The 22,735-nt window shown below is 60.3% G+C and carries 17 protein-coding genes and 3 pseudogenes; 5 read left to right on the top strand and 15 right to left on the bottom strand.

What is annotated here, in order from left to right:
* Nucleotides 1-5: 5 nt before the first annotated feature.
* The 3 genes from LQK83_RS10100 to LQK83_RS10090 form a co-directional block, all read right to left on the bottom strand.
* Nucleotides 6-1,070, bottom strand: a complete 1,065-nt coding sequence (locus LQK83_RS10100) for a carbohydrate ABC transporter permease (RefSeq protein WP_230837271.1) — start codon at nucleotides 1,068-1,070, stop codon at nucleotides 6-8.
* Nucleotides 1,070-1,981, bottom strand: a complete 912-nt coding sequence (locus tag LQK83_RS10095; protein WP_230837270.1) for a carbohydrate ABC transporter permease — start codon at nucleotides 1,979-1,981, stop codon at nucleotides 1,070-1,072. The genes LQK83_RS10100 and LQK83_RS10095 overlap by 1 nt, the downstream gene beginning before the upstream one ends.
* 96 nt (nucleotides 1,982-2,077) lie before the next feature.
* A complete protein-coding gene (locus LQK83_RS10090; protein WP_230837269.1) occupies nucleotides 2,078-3,451 on the bottom strand; it encodes an ABC transporter substrate-binding protein in 1,374 nt (457 codons plus the stop codon).
* Nucleotides 3,452-3,544: 93 nt separating this feature from the next.
* Between LQK83_RS10090 and LQK83_RS10085 the strand changes: the two genes are divergently transcribed.
* Complete coding sequence (locus tag LQK83_RS10085) at nucleotides 3,545-4,681, top strand: ROK family transcriptional regulator (RefSeq protein ID WP_230837268.1); 1,137 nt, start codon at nucleotides 3,545-3,547, stop codon at nucleotides 4,679-4,681.
* A 188-nt stretch (nucleotides 4,682-4,869) separates the two neighbouring features.
* On the top strand, nucleotides 4,870-5,565 hold the full coding sequence (locus LQK83_RS10080; protein ID WP_230837267.1) for a fumarylacetoacetate hydrolase family protein: 696 nt from the start codon (nucleotides 4,870-4,872) through the stop codon (nucleotides 5,563-5,565).
* Nucleotides 5,566-5,955: 390 nt separating this feature from the next.
* Here LQK83_RS10080 and LQK83_RS10075 read toward each other — a convergent pair whose 3' ends face one another.
* The 5 genes and pseudogenes from LQK83_RS10075 to LQK83_RS10055 all read right to left on the bottom strand — a co-directional run bounded on the left by LQK83_RS10075 (nucleotide 5,956) and on the right by LQK83_RS10055 (nucleotide 9,226).
* Nucleotides 5,956-6,837 carry an intradiol ring-cleavage dioxygenase gene (locus tag LQK83_RS10075; protein ID WP_230837266.1) on the bottom strand — a complete coding sequence of 294 codons (882 nt, stop codon included), beginning with the start codon at nucleotides 6,835-6,837 and terminating at the stop codon, nucleotides 5,956-5,958.
* A gap of 10 nt (nucleotides 6,838-6,847) precedes the next feature.
* Nucleotides 6,848-7,131, bottom strand: a pseudogene (locus LQK83_RS10070) (aromatic-ring hydroxylase C-terminal domain-containing protein); the annotation flags it as partial.
* A pseudogene (locus LQK83_RS10065) lies at nucleotides 7,111-7,269 on the bottom strand (ABC transporter substrate-binding protein); the annotation flags it as partial. The pseudogenes LQK83_RS10070 and LQK83_RS10065, both read right to left, overlap by 21 nt.
* Nucleotides 7,270-7,313: 44 nt before the next feature.
* Nucleotides 7,314-8,375, bottom strand: coding sequence for a maleylacetate reductase (locus LQK83_RS10060; RefSeq protein ID WP_230837265.1), 1,062 nt, complete (start codon nucleotides 8,373-8,375; stop codon nucleotides 7,314-7,316).
* A complete protein-coding gene (locus tag LQK83_RS10055; protein WP_230837264.1) occupies nucleotides 8,372-9,226 on the bottom strand; it encodes a dioxygenase family protein in 855 nt (284 codons plus the stop codon). Before LQK83_RS10055 ends, LQK83_RS10060 begins: the two co-directional genes overlap by 4 nt.
* A 101-nt stretch (nucleotides 9,227-9,327) precedes the next feature.
* On the opposite strand from LQK83_RS10055, the gene LQK83_RS10050 reads away from it, so the two are divergent.
* The 3 genes and pseudogenes from LQK83_RS10050 to LQK83_RS10045 all read left to right on the top strand — a co-directional run bounded on the left by LQK83_RS10050 (nucleotide 9,328) and on the right by LQK83_RS10045 (nucleotide 11,218).
* A complete protein-coding gene (locus LQK83_RS10050) occupies nucleotides 9,328-10,278 on the top strand; it encodes a LysR family transcriptional regulator (RefSeq protein WP_230837263.1) in 951 nt (316 codons plus the stop codon).
* Nucleotides 10,279-10,548: 270 nt separating this feature from the next.
* Nucleotides 10,549-10,704: pseudogene (locus LQK83_RS21845) on the top strand (IS6 family transposase); the annotation flags it as partial.
* Between the two features lie 280 nt (nucleotides 10,705-10,984).
* Nucleotides 10,985-11,218 carry a hypothetical protein gene (locus LQK83_RS10045; protein ID WP_230837262.1) on the top strand — a complete coding sequence of 78 codons (234 nt, stop codon included), beginning with the start codon at nucleotides 10,985-10,987 and terminating at the stop codon, nucleotides 11,216-11,218.
* A gap of 70 nt (nucleotides 11,219-11,288) precedes the next feature.
* On the opposite strand, the gene LQK83_RS10040 is transcribed toward LQK83_RS10045, so the two are convergent.
* The 7 genes from LQK83_RS10040 to repA form a co-directional block, all read right to left on the bottom strand.
* Nucleotides 11,289-12,947, bottom strand: coding sequence for an ABC transporter ATP-binding protein (locus LQK83_RS10040; protein WP_230837261.1), 1,659 nt, complete (start codon nucleotides 12,945-12,947; stop codon nucleotides 11,289-11,291).
* Between the two features lie 17 nt (nucleotides 12,948-12,964).
* Entirely contained in the window at nucleotides 12,965-14,086 is a 1,122-nt protein-coding gene (locus tag LQK83_RS10035; RefSeq protein WP_230837260.1) for an ABC transporter permease, read from the bottom strand.
* Entirely contained in the window at nucleotides 14,086-15,093 is a 1,008-nt protein-coding gene (locus LQK83_RS10030) for an ABC transporter permease (RefSeq protein WP_230837259.1), read from the bottom strand. Before LQK83_RS10030 ends, LQK83_RS10035 begins: the two co-directional genes overlap by 1 nt.
* Before the next feature lie 113 nt (nucleotides 15,094-15,206).
* Nucleotides 15,207-17,288, bottom strand: coding sequence for an ABC transporter substrate-binding protein (locus tag LQK83_RS10025; protein ID WP_230837258.1), 2,082 nt, complete (start codon nucleotides 17,286-17,288; stop codon nucleotides 15,207-15,209).
* 111 nt (nucleotides 17,289-17,399) lie between these two features.
* Complete coding sequence (locus LQK83_RS10020; RefSeq protein ID WP_230837257.1) at nucleotides 17,400-18,851, bottom strand: alpha-glucosidase/alpha-galactosidase; 1,452 nt, start codon at nucleotides 18,849-18,851, stop codon at nucleotides 17,400-17,402.
* Nucleotides 18,852-20,462: 1,611 nt separating this feature from the next.
* Nucleotides 20,463-21,437, bottom strand: a complete 975-nt coding sequence (gene repB / locus LQK83_RS10015; RefSeq protein ID WP_230837256.1) for a plasmid partitioning protein RepB — start codon at nucleotides 21,435-21,437, stop codon at nucleotides 20,463-20,465.
* Between the two features lie 63 nt (nucleotides 21,438-21,500).
* Nucleotides 21,501-22,712 (bottom strand): plasmid partitioning protein RepA, encoded by a 1,212-nt coding sequence (repA, locus tag LQK83_RS10010; protein ID WP_230837255.1) that lies wholly within the window; start codon nucleotides 22,710-22,712, stop codon nucleotides 21,501-21,503.
* Between the last annotated feature and the right edge of the window lie 23 nt (nucleotides 22,713-22,735).

Here is a 22,735-nt window from a genome sequence, read left to right as displayed (position 1 = left end):
GGTGATTATCCCTTGATGCCGCCGAAACTCATCTGCGTGATGTATTTCTGCGTGAAGGCGTAGAGGATGAGGACGGGCAGGAGATAAACGACGCCCACAGCGGCCACCATTCCGTAGTCCACGCCCATGTTGTCGTGCGAGACGAAGAACAGGTAGAGGCTCATCGTCATCCGGCTTTTGTCGATGAGAAGCGTCTGGACGAAAACATATTCCTCCCAGCCCCGGAGAAATGTGAAGGTCGCCACCGCAATCAGCCCCGCGCGCACCTGCGGCAGCACGACCATGCGAAATGCCTGTGCCCGTGTCGCGCCGTCGGTGACGGCACTCATCTCGATGTCCCACGGCACATTGTCGAAGAAGCCCTTGAGCACGAAAATGGCGTAAGGCAATTCCAGCGCGCTCAACACAAGCACGACACCAACAAGACTGTTGAGCATCCCCATGTAGTAAAGCTGCACGAAAACCGCGACCGTGAGGGCCAGCGCCGGAAAAGCATGCAGGATCAGAAGAGCACGCAGAAAAGTCTCGCGGCCGGCAAAGGCAAAACGGGACAGGGCATAGGCCGCCGGCGTGGCCACCAGTGTCACGATGGTCGTCTGCGTCACAGCAAAGGCCAGCGATGTCGCAAGCGCCGACCAGACGGATGGCGTTAGTTCGGATCGGTTAGTCCCGGTCCCGCCGATGTCGGCATTCCACAAAAAGCGATAGTTCGCCAAGGTCATGTAGGGCAACACCAAAATTGCCGCCAGGATGACCACGACGCCCGCAAGGACGCTCCAGGCCAGCCAGGGCCGCTGCATGCGTGTTGCCAGGAAGCTCAGGCCAAGAGCGCCCGCATAGGCAACGGCAGCAATGGCGGCACTGCGCCACAGCACCATGTGACTGATCGCATCGTCAGACAGCGTCAGCGATTTTACCATCAGCCACAGATAGGGCAGAAGAACGGGAATGGAGACCAGCGTGAGGAAAGCCAGAACGAAGGCGGTGAACCCCGCCCGGTTGAGCATGCCGCGGCGTTCAAGTCGCGCCCAGTCGGTGCCGGCATTGACGGTCGTGTCAGCGATGGTCATCAGAGCACCTCGATCCGGGGCGCAGCAAAGGTGGACCGCATGTCGGTGATCCGCCATTGCACGAGGGTAAAGACCACGCCGATAACCATCAGCCCCAGCGCCAGCGCGGCACCATAGGCGTAAGCACCGTTCTCGAAAGCGCGACGGTAGATGTAGAGCGCATAGGGCGTGGAATCGTAGACGGGACCGCCGCCGGTGATCAGCAGAATGTATTCGTAGGTCGTCATCAGCGAAAGCGCCTGGTAGATGGTGATGAACCGGATCGGCTGCGACAGCGCCGGCGCCACGACATGGCGCAAGACGCCCCATTCGCTCGCGCCGTCCACACGCGCCGCATTCGAAAGATGCGCCGGGATCGAGCGTACCGCCGAGGTCAGGATGACCATGGCGAAGGAGGCGCCAACGATCCCGTTTGCCAGAATGATCAGGAACAGCGGATAGTCGTTACGCAGATTGAGAGCGGGCAGACCGAAGACGGAGGTGACCTGGGCCAGGAGACCGGAAGGCGTTGGATCGGCAATCCAGATCCAGAGAATTCCATAAAGAACCGCCGGGCTCATGCGCGGCAGCAGCCACAGACCGCGGAAGAACCCGCCCAGGCGCGGCGGAATGGCCGTCGTCGCCATGGCCAGCAGCGCACCAAGACCGACATTGAAGAAGAAGAGTGTGGCACTGACATAGATCAGCGTCGTCAGAAGTACGCCCGGAATGCGCGCGTCCCGCTGGAGGATACGCTCGAAGTTCAGGAGCGTGAACTTACCGACCCGAAGGTTCTCTCCCATATCAGTGAAGGCAATCACGCCATTGACGATGATCGGCCCCAGAAAAAAGATGGTCAGCAGGCCAATGGCAGGTAGCAGATAGAGCAACGGCCGCGCTGGGCGGCGAGCCCGAAGGTTCGAATGGGGCATGAAAGAAGCATCCATCGAGCGGCCAAGTGGCCGGATTTCCTGGAAAGAAGGCCGAAAGCCTCAAGGAAGCTTCCGGCGGGGTCCTTATCAATCGCCTCAGTTGCTCACGGCATCGCGGATTTCGACGTCGGAGCCGAATTGCAGGCTCAGTTCATCGGCGATGAAATCCACCGCCTGCTTGGCCGTCATCTTGCCCGTTTCGACAGCCTGCAGGCCGCTGAACAGGACCTTGTTGTAGCTGCCAAACTGCGTGTGGTTCGGCACGAACTGTGCGTGCGCCATCATCGGGGATGCGGCGGAAAGAACCCAGTTCTCCTTGTATTTCGGCATGGCGGTCTGCCCGTTGCTGATCGCCGTGTGATAGGAGTTCACATCATGCTCGGTGTTGAAATAAGGCAGCGTTGCCAGTGCCACGAGGTCGGCGGCAAGGTCGGCATTCTTGCTCTTGGCGTTGACCGTATAAAGAAGCGGATGGGAAAGATTGGCCGGTTTGCCGCCCCGCTCCGCAGCCGGAGCCGGAATCCAACCGATCTTGTGGAAATATGCGTCCTTGTCGGTCGGCCAATTGGCGCCCATTTTGTCGCCAAGCTGCCAAGCGACAGCCCAGACACCCTGATGGAAGATAAAGGCCTTCTCCTGCTTGAAGGCGCCCTGGATCGCGTCCCAGCTCATGGCGGTATTGTCGGCCGGCGTCACGCCTTCACGCGCATTGCGCTCATACCAACCCAGCGCCTTCGCCATTTCCGCCTTGGGGAACATGAGCTTGCCAGTCTTGTCGTCCATGAATTTCACGCCGTAGGACTGGAAAACCATGAGATAGTCGATGCCGACATTGGGACGATGCAGCATGCCATATTGCGCAACCTTGGCATCGACGACCTGCTTCGACAGCGCCGACAGATCATCGAGCGTGAACTCGCCGGCTTCTACCTTGGCCGGCAGGCTGTCGATAAAGGCCTCGTCCTTGCCGATCTTGCGCAGCATATCCTTGTTGTAGAAGAACATGCGGATTTCGGCGTCCTGCGGGATGCCATAGATCTTGCCGTCCTTTGCCTTGGCGGCCGTCCACAGGACGGGAAGAATATCGGCATAGGCCCACGGATTGGCTGCGATCTTCGCGTCCATCGGCAGGGCGTTACCGTCTTCTGCAAACTTGCCGATCCACTCATGCGGCAGGACATAGATGTCGGGCCCCTGCCCGACCGAAAATGCCTTCATGTCTTCCAGAGCCAGATCGTCCCAGCCCTTGGCCGCACTGACATTCGTTTCGACAACGATATGCTTGTCGACACCGGCAGCCTTGAACTGTTCGTTCATGATCGCGGCGGCCGCTTCTATGTTCGTGACACGCGCCGGCGCGGTCTTGTCCACCAGCGTCGAGAGCTTGATCTTGATGTCTTCGGCATGCGCCATGCCGGCAAGGACAGCCGATAGCGAAACGGTTGCGAAAAGAGCGAGGGTCTTGTGCATGAGGTCTTGATCCGGTTGATGGTTTTTCTTTAATTAAGTTGCTTAAATAAAACTTTTATGACATCCGCTTCGAAAAAGCATTGGAGTACCCGCATGCTGACAAGACAGCGGCCGTTTGAAGGAATTGGCCGAACCCAGGTCGAAGTGCTTCGCCATCTGCGTAAAAAGGGTTCCGCATCCCGCGGAGATCTGGCCGATGCCTGCGGCGTGACTGCCGCGGCGATCAGCATGATGGCTCGCGACCTGATCGAGCGGGGGATCGTCATTGAAGGAGAACGCCGCGTGGGTGCGCGTGGCGCGCCGCATGTCGATCTCATGCTGGTCGACACAGTCGGCTACACGCTCGGAATCCACGCCAATCGTTTCACCGCCTCGTTGGTGCTGCTCGATTTCCGGGGCAGGCGCGTCGACGAGCGGCAAAGGAACGGCCCTTTCGACAACGTGACGGATCTGGCGAAAACGATCGGGGCGCTCAAGACAGAACTTCTCACTTCCAACGTCATTGAAGACCGATTGCTCATTGGCGCAGGTATTGCCATGCCAACGCGCTTCCGGTGGGGGCAGGGCCTGCTCGATCTCGCGGAAGAGGTGATCGGCTGGGCCGAGGCCGATCTTCATCTCGCCCTGCAGCAGAGCCTCAACTGTCCGATCGTCATCGAGAATGACGCAAATGCCGCGGCCATGGGCGAAGTGGCGCTCGGCAATTCGTCCGATCATGCCAATTTCGTTTATCTTTATCTGTCGGAAGGTATCGGCAGCGGCGTGATCATCAACAAGGAGCTTTATCGTGGACACACCGGCAACGCCGGCGAAGTCGGCGCACTACGCGCGCGCGGTCTCCCGCGTCCGTCTTTCGAAGATCTGGCAAACTGGTGCCTTGCTCGCATCGGCCAGATCCCCGACGGCCGCTCGGGCGAGGAATGGACTACCTTTCTGGAAAACCATGGCTCCGTGCTGAATGAATGGGTGAAGCGTGCCGGGCCGGAAACGGCAGCCCTCGCCTTTATGGCGACAGCAATTCTGGCGCCCTCGGCGATTTATCTCGGCGGCACACTCCCGTGGATCGTTCGGACACGCCTTGCCGAATGGCTCGACTTCCGCAAATCCGATCCTTTTTCCGGCGCGCGCGTGCTGCAACCGGATATCATCGTGCCGGAACAACCCGTGACGGATGCCGTCGCTTTCGGGGCAGCGGCAATGATCCTGCATGATCTGCCGGGATCGCTTTAGGATCAAAGCGCGACGGCATAAAGCCACGCGGGTCCGAACGAACCGAAACGCATCCATCAGGCCTTGAAAAGGAACCGATCTGGCGAAAGTGTAACCATCGCCGCCGGTTTAACCACTGCGACCGCGGCAATCGAAATTTCGGGCCTATGTTTGAAACAGCGGCCGTCGCTCACCAGAAAGAAGGCACCATGAACCTCGTTCTCCCCGCGCCGCCGATCCCGACCGTTGCCGTCGAGGGTACGGACGCGCGCTTCCCCGTCCGGCGGATTTTCTGCGTTGGCCGCAATTATGCGGCCCACGCCCGGGAAATGGGCCGGGATCCCGATCGCGAGCCCCCCTTCTTCTTCTCAAAGCCAGCGGACGCCGTCGTCGACTCCGGCGAAACGATCCCCTACCCGCCGCAAACCGAAAACCTCCATTATGAAGGCGAACTGGTCTTGGCGATCGGCAAAGGCGGACGCGACATTGGGGAGACCGAGGCGCTGAACCACATCTGGGGCTATGCCATTGGCAACGATCTGACACGGCGTGACCTGCAACTGGCAGCGCGTGAGCTGGGCCGCCCCTGGGACTTCGGCAAGGCCTTCGACCATTCCGCCATCATCGGACCCGTTCATCCTGTCGAGAAGATCGGACACCCGGCAAAGGGCGCTATCCGTCTGTCGGTGAACGGGACGATCAAGCAGGACGCCGATATTGCGGACCTCATCTGGTCGATTCCGGAAGTGGTGTCGTTCCTGTCCCGCTCGATCGCACTGGCCCCGGGCGATCTGATCATGACAGGCACCCCTGCCGGTGTGGGCCCGCTCGTGCCGGGCGACGTCTGCGTCGTATCGATCGATGGCCTCGGCGACATCGCCACCTCTATCGGCGCGCGGTCCTGACCCGTTTCTCAAAATTCCGGTCCGGTATTGTCATATGGCAAAGGACGCCGGGCCGGCCGATAGCTTTTGTGTCCATCGATGTGTTGCGCTTGAACTCTGATACGGCCTTTGAACCCCTCAAGGAAAAAGCATCATGTCGCACCGGCAGGGCGGCATCGTTGAGGCATGTCAGCTCAGCCCCCTTCAATGCGGGCGCAAACGGCATTATATTCTGAATATACTGCCATATGGAACAAGTTAGTTGGCAGAGGCGGTCGCCCGAGAGTGCAGGCTTCTGTGCCCCATTTGCGCAAGACCTCGGAAAAGAGATCCCCAAACAGGTGGCGCGCGACCATCTAAGGCGACGATGGCGCACAAAATTCGCTGGCTTAGGCCGAGCGCCAGACGGTCTCAGTGCTTCTCGGCCAGCACGAAATCGTGCTTCACATCCCAGAATTCACCCTCGAAACCATAGTTCTTTGCCCTTGTCGGATCGTTCGTCTTGTCGAACTTCGCCAGCAGGCTTTCCTTGACGCCGAACACGGCATCCGAGTTGATATATGGATCCTCCGGATCGAAGATATGCGTCGTCAGCGTCTCGAAACCGTCCGCCTCGATGATGTAGTGCAGATGCGCCGGCCGATAGGGATGGCGGCCGAGTGCCACCAGCAGCTGGCCAACCGGACCGTCATTGGGGATCGGATAGAATTTCGGTTTCACGGCCCGGAACCAGTAGCGGCCGTCCGCACCCGTCGTGAACATGCCGCGCAGGTTGAATTCGGGCTGCAGGCCCTTCTGCTGGACGTCGTAAAAGCCTTCGTCATTGGCCTGCCAGACATCAATGACCGCCCCTGCGATCGGGTTGCCGTGCGTGTCGAGGATGCGGCCTTCGATGTACATGTCCTCGCCCTTCTGGTCGAGGCAGATATTGGCGCCCATCTCCATCATGGGCGCACCATCGACGTGGAAGGGACCGAGCACAGTCGATTCCGAAGCGCCCGACGGCTTGCGGTTGTTGATCGCATCCACCAGCATTGAAACGCCGAGAATGTCGGACAGGAGGATGTATTCCTGTCGCCACTCGTTGCAAATCTGGCCGGTCTTGGTCAGGAACATGATCGCTTCGAACCATTCGTCCTGGGTCGGCTCCAGTTCCTTGACCGCCTCGTGCAGCTTGCGGGTGACGACCTCCATGATCTGGACGAGACGCGGGTTTTCAGCCTTCGCGTTTCGCCCCGTCACGACCTCGACAGAGTTCTCTTCGGAAAAAAAGCCTTTCTCATGCGCTTCCATCGTTGTCTCCTTACCTGGACAAAACAGTTTTCAACACGCGGCGCAGTTCCGCGGCCGGATCGGCCGCGCCATTTGCCGAGCGCCATGCGACATGGTGGTCAGGACGCACCAGAAGCGCGCCGCTATCGGAAATCTCGCTGATCCGCGCCCGGTCGCCGGCGAAGTCCTGCCATGGCCGCAGAGATCAAGCGTCGATGCCTTGCCGCCAGCGTCCGAGAAGAGCCAGGCATGGGGAATGCGCGCGCCCGGCCAGCTCGTCTGCTGGAAACGCAGGTCCGCATTTTCAGTGAACGCCAGCGGGCCGGTCTGCGGGCTCACATAGCCCGGCTTGATCTTTCCGCCCTTTGCGAGAGCCGGCATTGCCAGTCCTGCGCTGCCCGCCAAAGCGCCGGCGCCGGCTGTGGTCTTCAGAAAAACGCGTCTCCTAAACATGCATCTCACTCCCTGGTGCATGATTTGAGTGTCATTCCGTCTGCTCAAGTCTCCGGCCGGACGCCCTCCCAGGCGGCCTGCAGGAGTGCCCGGATCGACGCGCGGTCGATGGGCCGGGGATTCCAGTACGGGTTTTCCGCCGCGATATCGGCGGCCCGATCGAGATTGGCTTCCTCGAAGCCGATGTCCTTCAGCGACAGCGGCGCGCCCAGCGAGCGCGAGAAATCATGCAGTGCCGCGCCGGGTGCAGCCCCGAAAATCTCTGCGATCGGCGCCAGCAGCTCCGGCACCGCAACGGCGTTGTAGGCCGTCGTGTAGGGCAGCATGATCGCATGCGTTTCGGCATGCGGCGTGTCGAAACTGCCGCCCAGCGTGTGGCAGATCTTGTGATGCAGCGCCATGCCGACCGTGCCGAGCACCGTGCCGGCGAGCCAGCAGGCATATTGCGCTTCGGCGCGTAGATCGAGATCGCCGGGTTTTTCGATGAGACCCGGCAGCGATGCCTTGAAACTGCGGAAGGATTCGACCGCCATCATGGTCGAGATCGGATTGCGATCCTTCGCGTAAAGACCTTCCATAGCGTGCGCCAGCGCATTGAGCGCGCTGACGATCGTCATCTGCTTCGCAAGACCCACCGTCAGTTCGGGATCGTAGATGACCACATCTGGCAGGATGGCAACGTCGCGGATCGTGGTCTTGCGGCCGTTTTCGGTCTGGCCGAGGATCGGTGTGACTTCCGATCCGGCATAGGTCGTCGGGATGGTGATCTGCGGCACACCGGTGCGCAGCGCGATCGCCTTGCCCAACCCCGTGGTGGAACCACCGCCAAAGGAGATCACGCAATCCGCGCCGGCGCGCTGAAGTGCTGCGACAGCGTCTTCCGTCACATTGACCGGCGTGTGCATGACGGCGCCTGTAAAGGTTCCGGCGCTCAAAGCCCCAAGCTCATTTGCAAGATGCTCTGCATCCTGCGCCTGGTGCGGCGTGGACAGCACCATCGCACGCTTTTTTCCTAGCTTTGCAACCCATTCGCCTGCGTCGCGGCGCTTGCCCGCACCGAAGACAACCGTGGCCCGATTGGCCTGATAGACGAAATCGCGGCTCATCGCAGTCCCTCCTGTCGCATGCGTACCATCACGAAGGTGCAATCCAGTTCGCACTGTCCGGAGCCTGTCCGGAAGCGCTTGATCAGTTCCGGCTTCACCGCAAAAAGCGGATCGGAGCCAAGGGCGGGATCATCGGCATCAAAGATGTGCGTGGTGATGGTCTCGAAGCCCTCGGCGGCGATATGAAACTGTAGATGGGCCGGTCGGCGCGGCGGGAAACCGGCGCGCTTGAGCAGCGCCCCCGCCGGTCCGTCCAGCGGCACCGGGTAGCCTGCCGGTATGACGGTCTTGTAGTGGAAGCGTCCCGCCTCATCCGTGGTGAAGCGTCCGCGCAGGTTGAATTCGGGCTGGTGATCGGGCTGCTGGTTTTCGTAGCAGCCTTGGGAATTGGCCTGCCAGGTCGTCACCCGCGCACCGCGGACCGGCTGACCGTCGAGATCCAGCACCCGGCCGGATACGCCGAGCGGCTCGCCCTTGCCATCGAGACTGATATTCGCTCCGAGCGGACGCTCCGGCGTATCGTCGCGATAGAAGGGTCCGCGTGACGTATTCGGCGTTGCGTCCGGTGGACGGCAATGATTGAGCTCTTCGACAAGCGCAGAAATACCGAACAGGTCGGAAATGAGCATCCACTCATCCCGTCGGGTGTCGCTGTAGTCGCCGATGTCGATCAGGAGGTTCAGGAAGGCGCGCCATTCATCGCGCGAGGGGCGCAACTCGATGACCAGAGCATGCAGATGTGATGCGAACGAGATGAGCGTCGCCGGCAGCTTGTCGGTCCGCCGGTCGCCGAACCGTTCGGCGAACAGGTCCGATGCAACAGACTTTCCGGTGCTTGCTTTGCTGGCCATGATCGCCACGGATGTTCCTCCCAGACCCTCTCCTCTTTGCAAGTTACCAGAACCAAAAGAGTGTTTGATCATTTCTTTGCGAAATAATATAAGATTTTGGTATGAAGATTGATGAAAAACATCTGGTCCAGTTGGCGGCGGTGGTGGCGGCGGGTGGCGTTGTCGAAGGCGCATCCATGCTGGGCCTGACCCAACCGGCAGTCTCCCGGACGCTCGCGCTTCTGGAAAAACGTGTGGGCGAACCGCTTTTCGTCAGGGGCAGACGTCCCCTGCAACCGACGCCATTGGGCCGGGATCTCGCGCAGCATGGAATGGCCGTCATCGCCGCTTCCCGGAAGGCGGCAGAAGCCATCGACAGTTTCCGTCTGGGACGCAGCGGCGTGGTTCGCGTCGGGGGCACGCCCTATTTCATGGATGGGCTGATCGCGGGAATGGCAGCCGACTTCCAGACTACGCATGCCGATGTGCGGATCGAGCAGAGCTACGGATATATTGGCGAACTCAAGTCGGGGCTGACGACCGGACTGCTTGATCTGGCGATCTGTCCGATCGCACTTCTTGACGAGGGGTCTGGCCTGATTGCACAGGAAATCCTGCCCGGGCGCAACGTAGTCGCCTGCAGGCTCACCCATCCGCTCCTCATGAGCCGGAAGCTGCGGCCCGCATCATTGCTCGACTATCCGTGGATAGCGCCGCCGCCAACCAGCCCGCTCTTGGCAGACCTGCACAGTCTTCTTCTCTCTCTGGGCGCGACTGAAGCCAAGATACGCTATTCGGGCGGCTCCCTGATGAGTGTGGTGAATTACCTCAAGGGATCGGATGCTTTGACCATTCTGCCGCATTCCACGGTGTTTTCACAGCGCAACGAAAGGTCGATTACAGCGCTGCCAGTGCCTATCCCCCATCCTGAACGTGCATTGGTTCTACTCAGACAGAAGGATGCCCCGAGCATGCCGGCCGTCGAGAACTTCGCAAAACATATCGCCCGCCGCTTCGAGGAACTCAGACATCTGATCGAGCGTCACGAACAGGCGGTCATCTGGGGCGGATAGAGCAAGTCCCGTCGCCCATGGCATCTGCGGATACATTGAAGCTACGCTGTCGATCCATGAACAAGTTTCGCAGCGATGCGAAGCCGCTCGCGTATCCATACCAATGCGGGATCGCATGTGCGGTAGCCGTGCCACTGCAGGGACTGCTCAAGAGCCGGAATGGCAAGCACTGGCTCCATGATGCGTATACCGCCAAGACCCGGCATGCTGTCGGCAAGACTTCGCTGGACAGGCGCGATCCGCGAAGAGTGTCGCACCGGAAACGAAAGAGTCAGCTTACGCGACGTCGAAGATCTGTTCACCGAGCGCGGCATTGACGTCTCATTTTGGACCGTCGCGAAGTGGGCGGCGAAATTCGGCCTTAAGTTCGCTCGGCAACTGCTTCGGCGCTCGCGTGGCCGCTTTATCGACAAGTGCCAGCCCGATGCGGAGCCGGTCCCGGCAAGGATGAACTCTCACCGGCCGATGCGACTTGCGGTCGCGCGTCTCCTGCGGAGCCTTGCCTTCCTCCCCGCGCCGGGGGCATAAGTGCCCGTAACCTGTCGTCCGCAGTTTCCGCTTCGATCAAGGTGCATTCCCTGCCACCAATTCAACAGCGAAAGCGCGGACCGCTTTCGCTGTTGAATGGTTTTAGAGCGAGTCATGAGAATACGTGCCGCGAAGCGATATTCGCGGCACGTGTTCTATTCAGGAAAGGTTCAAAACGATGAACTGGGTCCCCGTCGTCTTCATTATCTTCAAGGTCGGAGTCTTGTTTATCGGCATGTTCTTCTCGATAAAATGGCACTACGATCAAAGAAAATCGTCAGAGCCTATCAACATCAAGAGGATATCACTGGAATTCTTTCTGTATGCGGCGGGCGCGCTCACCATCTTTGGTCTGATGTACGCCTTGTTCCGCTATCTCCACATGCTTCCCGCCGGGTTTGACTTCATCTGAGAAAGATGGACGAAATCGTTTCATCATGTCACTCTGACGCGGAGGCGATCCCTCGGGTTCCGACCCGGTCTCAGGCCGCCACGTCGAAGGCGGCCTTCACGAGCTTCTGGGTGTAATCGCTTTGCGGGCGGCTTAGGATTTCCTCGACAGGCCCCTGCTCGACAATCTTGCCATGCTGCATGACGATGACGCGGTGGCACAGCGCGCGCACCACCTTCAGATCGTGCGAGATGAACAGATAGCTCAGGCCGCGCTCGTCCTGAAGCTTGCGCAACAGATCGATGATCTGCGCCTGAACCGAAAGATCGAGCGCCGAGGTCGGCTCGTCCAGAAGCAGAAATTCTGGCTCGAGCGCGATGGCGCGCGCAATGGCGATGCGCTGCCGCTGGCCGCCGGAAAACTCATGCGGGAAGCGGCCGGTGATATTGTCGGGCAGACCGGCATCCCGGAGCGCCGCGCGCACCCGGTCCTGCCGCTCGGCGCTCGAGACCCCGATCCCGTTGACCACCAGCCCCTCGCCGATGATCTGGCCAATGGTCATGCGCGGGTTGAGCGACGAGAACGGGTCCTGAAACACGATCTGCATGCGTGAGCGCAACGGCCGCATTTCCTCGCGGCTCTTGTCCTGAATGGGAACGCCGTCGAAGAGGATCTCGCCGCCGTCCTGGTCGATCAGCCGCGCCAGCGCCTGCCCGAACGTCGTCTTGCCCGAGCCGGACTCGCCGACGAGCCCCAGCGTCTCATGGCGGCGAAGGCTCAGCGACAGGCTGTCGACCGCGACCAGTTCGTGATAGCTCGGCCGGAAGAAGCCGCCGCCGCGCAGCGCGAAGGCGACACGGACATCGCGCCCTTCGAGCAGGATGGCCTCTCCATCGCCAAGCGGCCTTGCCCTGCCCTTCGGTTCGGAGCCGAGAAGGTGGCGCGTATAGGGATGTTTCGGCGCTTCGAAAAGCGCAGCCGTCGTATTGTGTTCCTGAAGCGCGCCCTTCTGCATCACATAGACATAGTCGGAGAATTTGCGCACCACGGTCAGATCGTGGGTGATAAGGACCACGGCCATGCCGTGCTTCTTCTGCAGGTCGCGGATCAGGTTCAGGATCTGCGCCTGCACGGTCACGTCCAGCGCGGTGGTCGGCTCGTCGGCGATCAGCACATCAGGATTATTGGCAAGCGCCATGGCGATCATCACGCGCTGGCGCTGCCCACCGGACAGCTGATGCGGATATTGATCGATCCGCAGCTCGGGATTGGGGATACGGACTTCGTCCAGAAGCGCGATCGCCCGGCGGCGCGCCTCCGCACGGCCGACGCGACGATGCGCGCGGATCGCCTCGGCGATCTGGTTGCCCACCGTGTAGAGCGGGTTCAGCGAGCTCATCGGCTCCTGAAAGATCATCGAAATGCGGCTGCCGCGCAGCTGCCGGCGCTTCTCGCCTGAATATTTCAGGATATCCTTGCCATCGAAGAGCACGCGGGCATTCGGGCTTACGCGGGCGCGCTTGGAAAGCAGCCCCATGATCAGCCGCGCCGTCACCGACTTGCCGGAGCCGGATTCGCCCACCACGGCGATCGTTTCGCCGCGATAGAGCTGCAGCGAGATATCGCGCACGGCCTGCACCTCGCCATGCTCCGTCCAGAAATGAACGCCGGCATTACGCACGTCGAGCAGCGGCTGGTCCTCATGCAGGGCAGCATCCAGTCGAAGATCGGGAATGAGATTGTCGGGCATGATGGGCTCCTCCCCGCTCAATATGGATCGATGGCGTCGCGCAGACCGTCACCCAGCGCATTAAAGGCGAAGACGGTGACCAGCACGAAGCCGACGGGAGCCAGGATCCAGGGATAGGACCCGATGACGGAATAATTGGCAGTGTCCTGCAGCATCAGCCCCCAGGAGATCAGCGGCGGCTTCACGGCAAAGCCAAGGAAGCCGAGGAAGGATTCCAAAAGCACGATATTCGGGATGTTGAGCGTCACCGCGACGATCACATGGCTCATCACGTTCGGGAAGATATGCTGGAAGATGATGCGCCGGTCGGTTGCGCCGATGGCGATCGCCGCCTTCACGTATTCGATCCGCGCCAGCGCCAGCGTCTTGCCGCGCACCTCGCGCGACATCTGCGCCCAGCCGAGCGCCGACATGACGAGGATGACGAAGGCCAGAAACACATTGGTCGGCGCGGTCACCGGGATCAGCGAGGTCAGCGCCAGATAGAGCGGCAATTGCGGAAAGGCTAGCACCAGTTCGACGAAGCGCTGCACCCATGTGTCGAAGGCGCCGCCGCGATAGCCGGACACCATACCGACGGTCGCGCCGATCACGGTGACGATCGTCACCACGGTGAGCGCAATCATCAGCGAGACGCGCGAACCGTAAATGGCGCGCGAGAGAATGTCGCGGCCGAGCTTGTCGGTACCGAGGAAATGCACCGGCTTGCCGTCGGTCGAGCCAAAGAAATGCCCCGACACTGGCAGGATGCCGAGAAGCCTGTATTCGAAGCCGGAGACGAAGAAGCCGAGCTTGCGCGGATTGTCGTAATCCGGACCGCTGATCGGCTGGAATGTCACCGGATCGAGCTTGTCGGAATCGACCAGCGGATAGATGCGCGGCGACACCAGCGCCCCATCCTTGTCGTGAATGGAGATCACCTCCGGCGGCATGAAAGAGGCATCGGACTGCGTCGGATCCACCGGGGCGACGAAGCCGGCAAAGACCGCCATGACGAGCAGCAGGCAGACGAGCACGAGCCCGAGCATGCCGGTGAACGACCGCCTGAGCCGCCGCCAGACCAGCGCCTGATAGCTCTCGTTGCCTGCGGGCGCGGATTTGGCAGTCGGTTCGATTGTGGTTTCGGCTGGCACCAGCATCAATGCGCCCCTCCCAGTCTGACCCGCGGATCAAGCGCTGCCAGCAGCATGTCCGCGATGATATTGCCGATGATCAGCGTGGCGGCGAGCACAAGCATGAAGGTGGCCGTGACATAGACGTCACCGACATGCATGGAGCCGACGATTGCGGGGCCGACGGTCGGCAGCGCGAAGATGATCGCCACCTCGATTTCGCCGGTCAGCATGTAGGGCAGCACGACGCCCTGATACATGATGAGCGGATGCAGCGCATTCGGCACCGCGTGGCGCATGATCACCGCGCCTTCGCGCAAGCCCTTGGCGCGGGCGGTTTCGATGTACTGGGCGTTGAGCGTGTCGAGCAGATTGCCGCGCATCACCCGCATGTTGTAGGCGAGCCCACCGAAGGTCGCGATGGCGACCACCGGCCAGACATGCTTGACGAGGTCGACGAACTTGTCCCACGACCACGGCGCACCGCCATAGCGGGAGGAGAAGAAATTGCCGATGTCGCTCATGTTGAAGTGGAAGACAAGCAGATAGACCATGATCAGCGCCATCAGGAAGCGCGGCACGGTCATGCCTAGAAAGGCGATGCCGGACAGAAAGGTGTCGACCCAGCTATATTGCCGCGTGGCAGCCAGCACGCCGAAGGTGATGCCGAGCACGGAAGCGAAGATGTGGCAGACGAGTGCGAGGAGAAGCGTACGCGGCAGGCGCTCGGCGACGATCTCGCCGACAGGCCTGTTGTAATACATGCTGTAGCCAAAATCACCCTTTGTCACCATGGCGCCGATCCAGTTGAAATACTGGACGACCATCGGCTTGTCGAGACCGTGAGCGGCCGCATAGGCCTTGGCCTGGGCATCGGCCTGCTCATAGGAGGCCCCACCGAGATTGATGAGCTGCGAACGGATATAGTCGGCATAGTTGCCGGGCGGCGCCTGAATGATCGCAAAGGTGACGACGCTGAGGATCAGCAGCACCGGGATGGCAGACAGAAGGCGGGTGACCAGAAACCTCAACATGATACTTTCTCCTCAGAAGGTCGGTGGCGGCTCGCGGCTTGCACACCTCAAACCGCCACCTTTTGCGTTCCGCGCGCCGACTGGAGACAGGCGCGCGGATCCGGGAGGATCGCTTACTTCTGCGGACCATCACCGCCCGGCTTGCCCGGCAGCGCGTCCTTGAAGAGTTGGTAATCGCCCTGATCGGCGGTCGGCACATAGAGCCGTTCGCGGATGACCGAATCTTCAGCCCAGTTGAACATGTAGATCGGCGTTCCGGGCGGCACGTTCCTGAAGCGCTTGTTGATGATCAGAGCACCGGGATATTCCACGAGACCCACCGTGTTGACGTTGGTCGTATAGATCTTCTGGTACTGCTTCATCAGCTCGGCCTGTTCCTTCGGATCGCTCGCGACGATGAACTTGTTGACCGTGTCGGCAAGCTCCTTCTCGAACGGCATCAGGTCGAGTTCGTTCTTGTTGTTGGCGCGATGGAACCAGCTGGTGCGCGGACCGGTCGCGGCAAGCTGCGGCGTGTTCTGCACGACGGAAGCAAGCTCCGCCGAGGTGCGCAGGATCATCCAGTCGAACTTGCCGGCGCCAGCCGCATTGTCGCGATCCTTGATGGCCTGGGCATTCAGAACGACACGAATGCCGAGCTTCTGCATCTGGGCAACCACGCCTTCCGCCAGCGTCTTGTCGGTCGAATAGTCGTTCGTCATCAGCATCGAGACTTCGACATCCTTGCCACCATTGACCCCGGCCGGGAAGTTCACGATGCCGTCGCCGTCCGTGTCCTTCAGACCTGCGGCCGCCAATTCCTTCTTCGCTCCTTCGAGGTCGAAGGGATAATACATGGTCGACTGGCGATCATAAAAGTTCGAGCCCGAGAGAATGCCGCCGGGATAGGTGGCGACGAAGGGTCCCTTGACGAGGGAGTCGCCCAGCTCCTTGCGGTTCAGCGCCATGGTCACGGCCTTGCGGAAGTGCTCATTGCGGTTCAGCTCACGAACCGCCTGCGCCCGTGCGTCCGGATCGCCCCAGCCATTGGCCGAGAAGTTCATGTTGATGTTATAGCCGATGAGGCGCGAACCGAAAGCGAGACGGGCCGGCGCATCCTTCTGCGCGGCGCGCTTCAGCGATTCCACGAAGTTTTCCGGCTGCTCAAGGTTCGAGAAGTCGCCCGAACCGGCAACGGCCTGCACATCGCGATCAGCCCAGGTCGAGAGCTTGTAATGCATCTCGTCCAGGTAAGGCAGCTGGTTGCCCTTTTCATCGACCTTCCAGTAGTACGGATTGCGGCGCAGGACGATAATGTCATCCGGACGGTAGGCCACCGGCACCCAGGCGCCCATGACGGGGAAGTTCATGTAGGATGGCGGGAAGGCGTTCTTGTACTGGTCGTAGGTGTTCTTGGAATATTTCGGGTGCTGCGGCTTGAGCATATGCGCCGGACCCGGGCAGAACGTGCCATAGGCCATGTTGTAGATGAACTGCTTCGGAAACGCGTCCTTGAAGGTCCATTCGACCGTATACTTGTCGAGCGCCTTGAGGGTCGTGCCGACACCGAAGGTCTCGGGCGAGGCGCCGTTCAGCGGCTTGACATTCGGATCGAGCACATTGTCGTTCCAGTAGAACATCAGGTCGTCGGAGGTGAAATCGACACCGTCGGACCATTTGGCGCCCTCGATGAGGTGCATGGTCAACGTATGGCCATCCTTCGACCATTCCCAGCTCTTGGCGAGGTTCGGCAGCGGCTGAAGATCATCCGCCTTGACCTGGAACAGCGGGCCGGTGCGCGTCAGGCATTCGTAGAGACCGATATCGATGCCGCCCCAGCCCTGGTTCTGGCCGGCCCAATAGTTCCAGCCTTCGGGTCGGCCGCCGATGACATGGCGCATCGTGTCGCCATAGACGCCGATGCCGTCCACCATGTTGCCGGTCTTGTAGACCATAGGCTCCTTGGGTAGGCGATCCTTGACGGGCGGCAGCTTGCCCTTGTCTACGAAATCCTTCGTGACCCAGGCGGGCTCATGATATTCGGGCAGCGCCTTGTATTCGAGGATGTCCTTGCCATCCACATACTGCACCTTGGTCTGCGCCGGAAAATCCGGCGGCTGCGGCACGACCGTCAGGTCGGATGCCACGGCGCCCGCTGCCAGTGCCGACACGCCGACAAGAAGGGCGGCCGTACGCAAAAGATATCGATTTGTCATCTCACTCCCCTTTTAAGCGCGGGCTCCTGTCCCGCCTTTTAGCTGATGAACCCGGGCCTCCCGCCCGGTCTGTCGGCGGCCATGGGGGCCGCCGGATTGGATGTCGCGCTATCAGCTCGCCTGTTTGACGATGCGCAGTTCCTCGATGGAGCGCACCTCGCGGCGAGCCGAGCCCTGCCAGTCGCGCGTCTTTACTGTCGATGTCTTCAGACGCTCGCGCGCCCCCGGAATCGCCTCGGCATATTGCGGCAGCCATTCGGCCTGCGCCACCAGCATCTCGTCCACCATCTGCCACACCTCCTCCGGTGTGCAGATCGCACCGACCAGCGGGTCGTGCATCATCGCCTGCTTCAGAAGATCGACATCGCCGGTAACAGCCGCATGAACCGACATGCGCTGCACGTTGATGGAGGCGATGCAGGTCGCAGCGGCGGCTTCCGGAAGCGTTATGCCGGCGGCCATGTTGATGCCGAAGCGATCGACGAAGCCGGGCGATTCTATGATCGCATCCGACGGCAAATTGGTGATGACACCGTTGTTCTTCTGGTTGAAGTGACCGCGATAGACGCGACCGGTCTCGATGGCTTCGAGAATGTAGCTCGCATGTTCGCTGGAGCGCTTGTAGGCGGAAAGCGGCCGCTTGGCGCGCTCGAGCACGGTGGGGAATTCGGTCTCGAACCAGTTGCGGTTCTCGGTCGTGTAGCGCAGATAGCCGCCGGTTTCCCCGTGGATCCAGTCCGACATGTCGATCCACTTGACGATCTCATCCGCCCGCTTGCGATACCAGGGCAGATACTCGGACAGATGCCCGTTGCTCTCCGTCGAATAGACGCCGAAGCGCTTCAGAACGTCGATGCGGACCTTTTCCTGCTGGCTGATGACCGGGTGACGTTCGAAGGCGGCGATCAGCTCGTCCTTGCCGATTTTCCGGCCCTTGACGCGCACATCGACATACCAGGTCTGGTGATTGATGCCCGAGCAGATGAAATCGAGGTCTTCATGGGCCACGCCCAGAACCTCAGCGATCTGCTCGCCGCCATGCTGCACGCCGTGGCAGAGGCCGATCGTGTCGACCTTGCCGTAATCGATCGCGGCCCAGGTGTTCATCGCCATGGGGTTGGCATAGTTCAGGAACTTCGCACCCGTTTCGGCGACTTCACGAATGTCCTTGCAGAAATCGAGAATGACCGGAATGTTGCGCTGGCCATAGAAAATGCCGCCCGCGCAGATCGTGTCGCCGACGCATTGGTCGACGCCATACTTGAGCGGAATGCGGATATCGTCGGCATAGGCTTCCAGTCCACCGACGCGGACGCAGGAGACGACATAGCGCGCGCCCGCAACCGCCCTGCGTCGATCCGTGGTGGCGCTGATGCGAACCTTCAGCCCGTTGGCTTCCTTGATCGTATTCAGAACTTTCTCAATAAGGGAGAGATTGTGCTCAGACGTATCGGTAAGCGCGAATTCGACATCCTCGAATTCGGCGACCTTTAGAATGTCCGAGAAAAGCTTGCGCGTGAATTCGACACTGCCGGCGCCAATGATGGCAATCTTGAAACTCATAGTTCTCTCCCTTGCATCTCAGGCTTCAGCTACATGTTCCCCGCGACAGCAGTCGCCGCTCGCATCGACGTAACCGGGTTTGCCCTTTGCGATCTCGCTCCGTTGGACCAACGAGTAGCCCGACCGGCACCTGCCTGAAAAGAGAAGCGTTATGCTATCTAGGGTAAAATTGTGCTCATAATCGCATTGCAAATTCACACCCGGCTGCGGTCTCCGGCGAAGCGGGCACGGAGCCCGCGGACGGCCCCTAAAGCCCTGGGGAGAAAGGGATGGCGGCCGCAGCGCGCGCACCGGCACGGACAACGAATCTGCCCCACGTACCCACCCCCACATACCATGAGGTGCAGCATGCCGCGCCTCTAGCTCATTAGAAACATGAGCCTACCTTCTCAAATGAAAGCAAAATGAGCTTATATTTTCTCTACATATACTAAAAGCCGCGTGTAACATCTTGTCGGACCTAGCCATGGGAAAGCAACCTTAAGCACCACCTTCGCTCCCCCGAGCTGCATCAGTGACGCTTTTTGCTCGAACCACGTCCATTGACCCGGAGCACTTTGGCTTGGGATATCCTCCTCGCCTCATCTGAGCAGCAGAGATGTCATCTGCGTGAGGCCCTACCCTTGCCGAAGGAAGACGCACAGGGGCGCCACGCAAGCGCCAAACCTTGCCGAACACACAGAGGGAAGATCGGGCCCATCGCCATCAAATCGCGTCTTCGTGGCTAGGTCTTATACGGGAACCCACACTGCCGGCAGGGCTCATTTGGCAGATTGAGAATCCCGGTGGATGGCGGGGTTATCGTTGGGCGCACCGCACCAGCGACGCGGGAAGCGACGCCCCGCCCGCCATAGTCCAGCCCCTCTGAGCTCCCCATACTGCACGAAGCGGCCACATGGAGCAGGAGGTGGCTGAGCGGCCTCATGGCAGGGCTCGAAGGCTGCACATCATGAAACCGCCGTAGCAAATTCAGCGAGCGCCCCTAGATCGGCGCCTAGCAGCGCGCCGGCGAGTGGTAACACTCAAATATCTCCGGGAACGCAGTCCTGTACCCGGCCAAGCACCTGCTTGGCCCGCAGACCGCCATAGATGACCAAGGAGAGACTACAGGAGCAGCCGAGCCCACACGCCGCGTTCGCACCAACTTACCCCCCCATAGCCCCGACTGACGCAATTCGGTCGCAACATTTCGCGCTCGACCAGAACGACTCCTCTGCTACCGTCGCGAAAGATACCGCACACGACGTGGTGGGGCTGCCTGGGGCGGGTCGACAAATCTGGGAAGCCGTTCTCAAGGGGGCGACCACAACCCAAAGGGCCTTGGGCGCCGTCAAGCACCTCGATGACACGAAGCGATTCGCGTTGCTTGAACAAGCAGCGATCGTCCGGCTTGCGCTTCGAGGGCACGCCCTCGCCCGCCCCACTCGGTTGATTTGGCCAATTGCCAACGCTGCCCGCCGGCACTCTCGCGCCGCTCCCATAAAAAAAATAGTCCGCATCGGGATCAAAACCGATGCGGACTCTTGACGCCTATTCGAGGACGTGGCACCCATAAGCTGCGACACTTAGAGAGGGGCTTCCACGACGGCGACGTCTGGGGGCCTTTCTTTTTTAGCGCCCCTTCTTTTCCAACAGATATTCACCGTAAAGCCTGTCCAGGTTTTCTTTCAGGAAGCGACCAAAGGCGGGCGCATCCTTCGCCTTCAATGTCACGGAGAACGACGTGGTCGACTGCGAGAACTGCGCAGAGACGAGCTTGTCGCCCGCCTGCCATGTTTCCACACTGGCCGCCGGCTTCGTCTTCTTGACCGGCTTCCCTCCCTGCTTCAGCGCAAGATAGAGCCCGTTGAAACGTTCATCACTCGACTGCCCCCGGAAAGACGGATCGGACACGATGGAATCGATGCGGTCCGCGTTCGATTCCTTGCCGGCTAACAAAGACAATTCCACCCACCGTTCACGGCCCACACCACGCGCCGGACCGATAGCTGAAAGAACATTCTCCGAGATGCGGGACGTGACAGACACCATCTTGGACAAAGCTGCCGCATTGGCCGCAAGCGCTGAGCCGATGACCTCTCGTCCATAACCGAGATCTTCCAACCGTTTTGCGAAGAGCGCGCGCTCGATGAAACTCAGATTGGCGCGCGCTGAATTTTCCTGGCCTTGGGCAATGACATGAGAGCGATCGTCAATCGCCTTCACTACAGCCCGGACCTGGCGCCCGAGTTCGCGGGCGGCGCGGACACGACGATGGCCGAAGACAATCTGGTAGCGTCCCTGGCGCTCGGGATGCGGACGAAGCAGGACAGGCGAATCCTGCCCACGCTCAGCAATCGCATCCTTCAGCGCCGCAAACTGCGCCTCATCATCCTCCAGCCGGTCAGAAACGAACGAACCGTCAATATCCGAGGGATCGATCTCGATAACAGCTTCGCCTTCCAGAAACTTGTCAGCCTGCCTGGCCAGCTCGTCAAGCGAGCGGATCATTGTCTTCGACGCGCCGCGCATGGGGTAGGCGGCCGCAGAGGCCGGCTGCACTTCGTCCGCATTCGCCAAACCCGCGAGAAGATTCTTACGCGCCATTGCCATCCACCTCTATGCCACTGGAAATATTGCGTATTTCCCTGTTTTTGTCAGCCGACAACTTCACCGGCCCCACGCCTCATGAATGAGTTGCGTGATTTCCGCATTGACGGATCCCAAAGCCTCCATGGCGCGGTCATAGGTTGACCGGGTCATCTGCGTCCGCTCCACTTCATAGAGTGTCTGCTTGGTAATGCCCGCATCGGAAATCGCCGTCGATTTCAGCATCTGGTTTTTCAGCATGAACTCGTTGAACAGCGTCTGCATGAAACCAACCATCTGCGCCTGCGGCACATCGGTCGGCTCGTAACGCGTCACAAGATAACGGTACCAGGACAGATTGACCTCCGCGCCCGCCTGACGGATCGGCTTCAGAATACCGCCCAGCATCAACAGGAACTGACCCATCGACATCACATCCAGCATCTGCGGATGGATGGTGATCAGCACGCTAGTCGCAGCAACAAGCGCCGTAATGGTCAGATAGCCGAGTTGCGGAGGGCAATCGATGACAACGACGTCATACTGATCATCGACCTCCGCAAGCGCGCGCGAGATGCGCGTGAAAAAGGTCTTGCCCTCATTCGAATTGCGGTTCGCCATCGCAAGCGGCGTGTCGTATTCGAATTCCTGAAGCTCCAGATTGGCAGGTACGATATCCAGCCCGGGGAAATTTGTCTGCCGGATCACATCTGCAATAGGTCTGCGCTCGTCGTCATAGCGGATGGCCTCATAGAGCGATTGCGTCTGGTCGAGCTCAGGCTGGAAACCGTGAAGCGAGGTGAGGGAGGCCTGCGGGTCCAGGTCGATCGCAAGGACGCGATGACCCGTCAGTGCCAGATGCTGCGCAAGATGCGCGGCCGTCGTGGTCTTGGCAGAACCGCCCTTGAAATTCACGACCGCCACGACCTGAAGCTTGTCGCCGGGACGGCGACGCGGCGAATAATCCTTTACGTCAGAGCGTCCATGCTGGCTCAGATAGTCACGCAACTCCGCCATTTGCTGCGCGGTATAGGAACGGCGCCCGGAAGCCGACGTCTGGGGCAGGGGACCTTTGCCTTCAAGATGGAGCTTCTTCAGCGTGCTTTGCGAAACGCCGAGAAAGTGCGCCACCTCTGCGAGGGAAAAGGCGCGCAAGGTCTTGTGTGCCGTTGGGGGAAAACGCTGCAGGCTCAGCAGATGCAGCTTCTTCGAAATCAGATCGCCCTGCTCGAGAATCTCGTCCTCAAAGTGAAAGGCTGTGCGATCGGTCGCTGTTGAGGTGACGGCGTTCATCGAGTCTGATTTCCAAATAACGA

It is taken from the genome of Rhizobium sp. C1 (genome assembly GCF_021026335.1).
In the GTDB taxonomy this organism is placed as follows: domain Bacteria; phylum Pseudomonadota; class Alphaproteobacteria; order Rhizobiales; family Rhizobiaceae; genus Ensifer_A.
The sequence above is the reverse complement of the archived record's forward strand: the minus strand, read 5'-3'. Positions and strand labels throughout refer to the sequence as shown.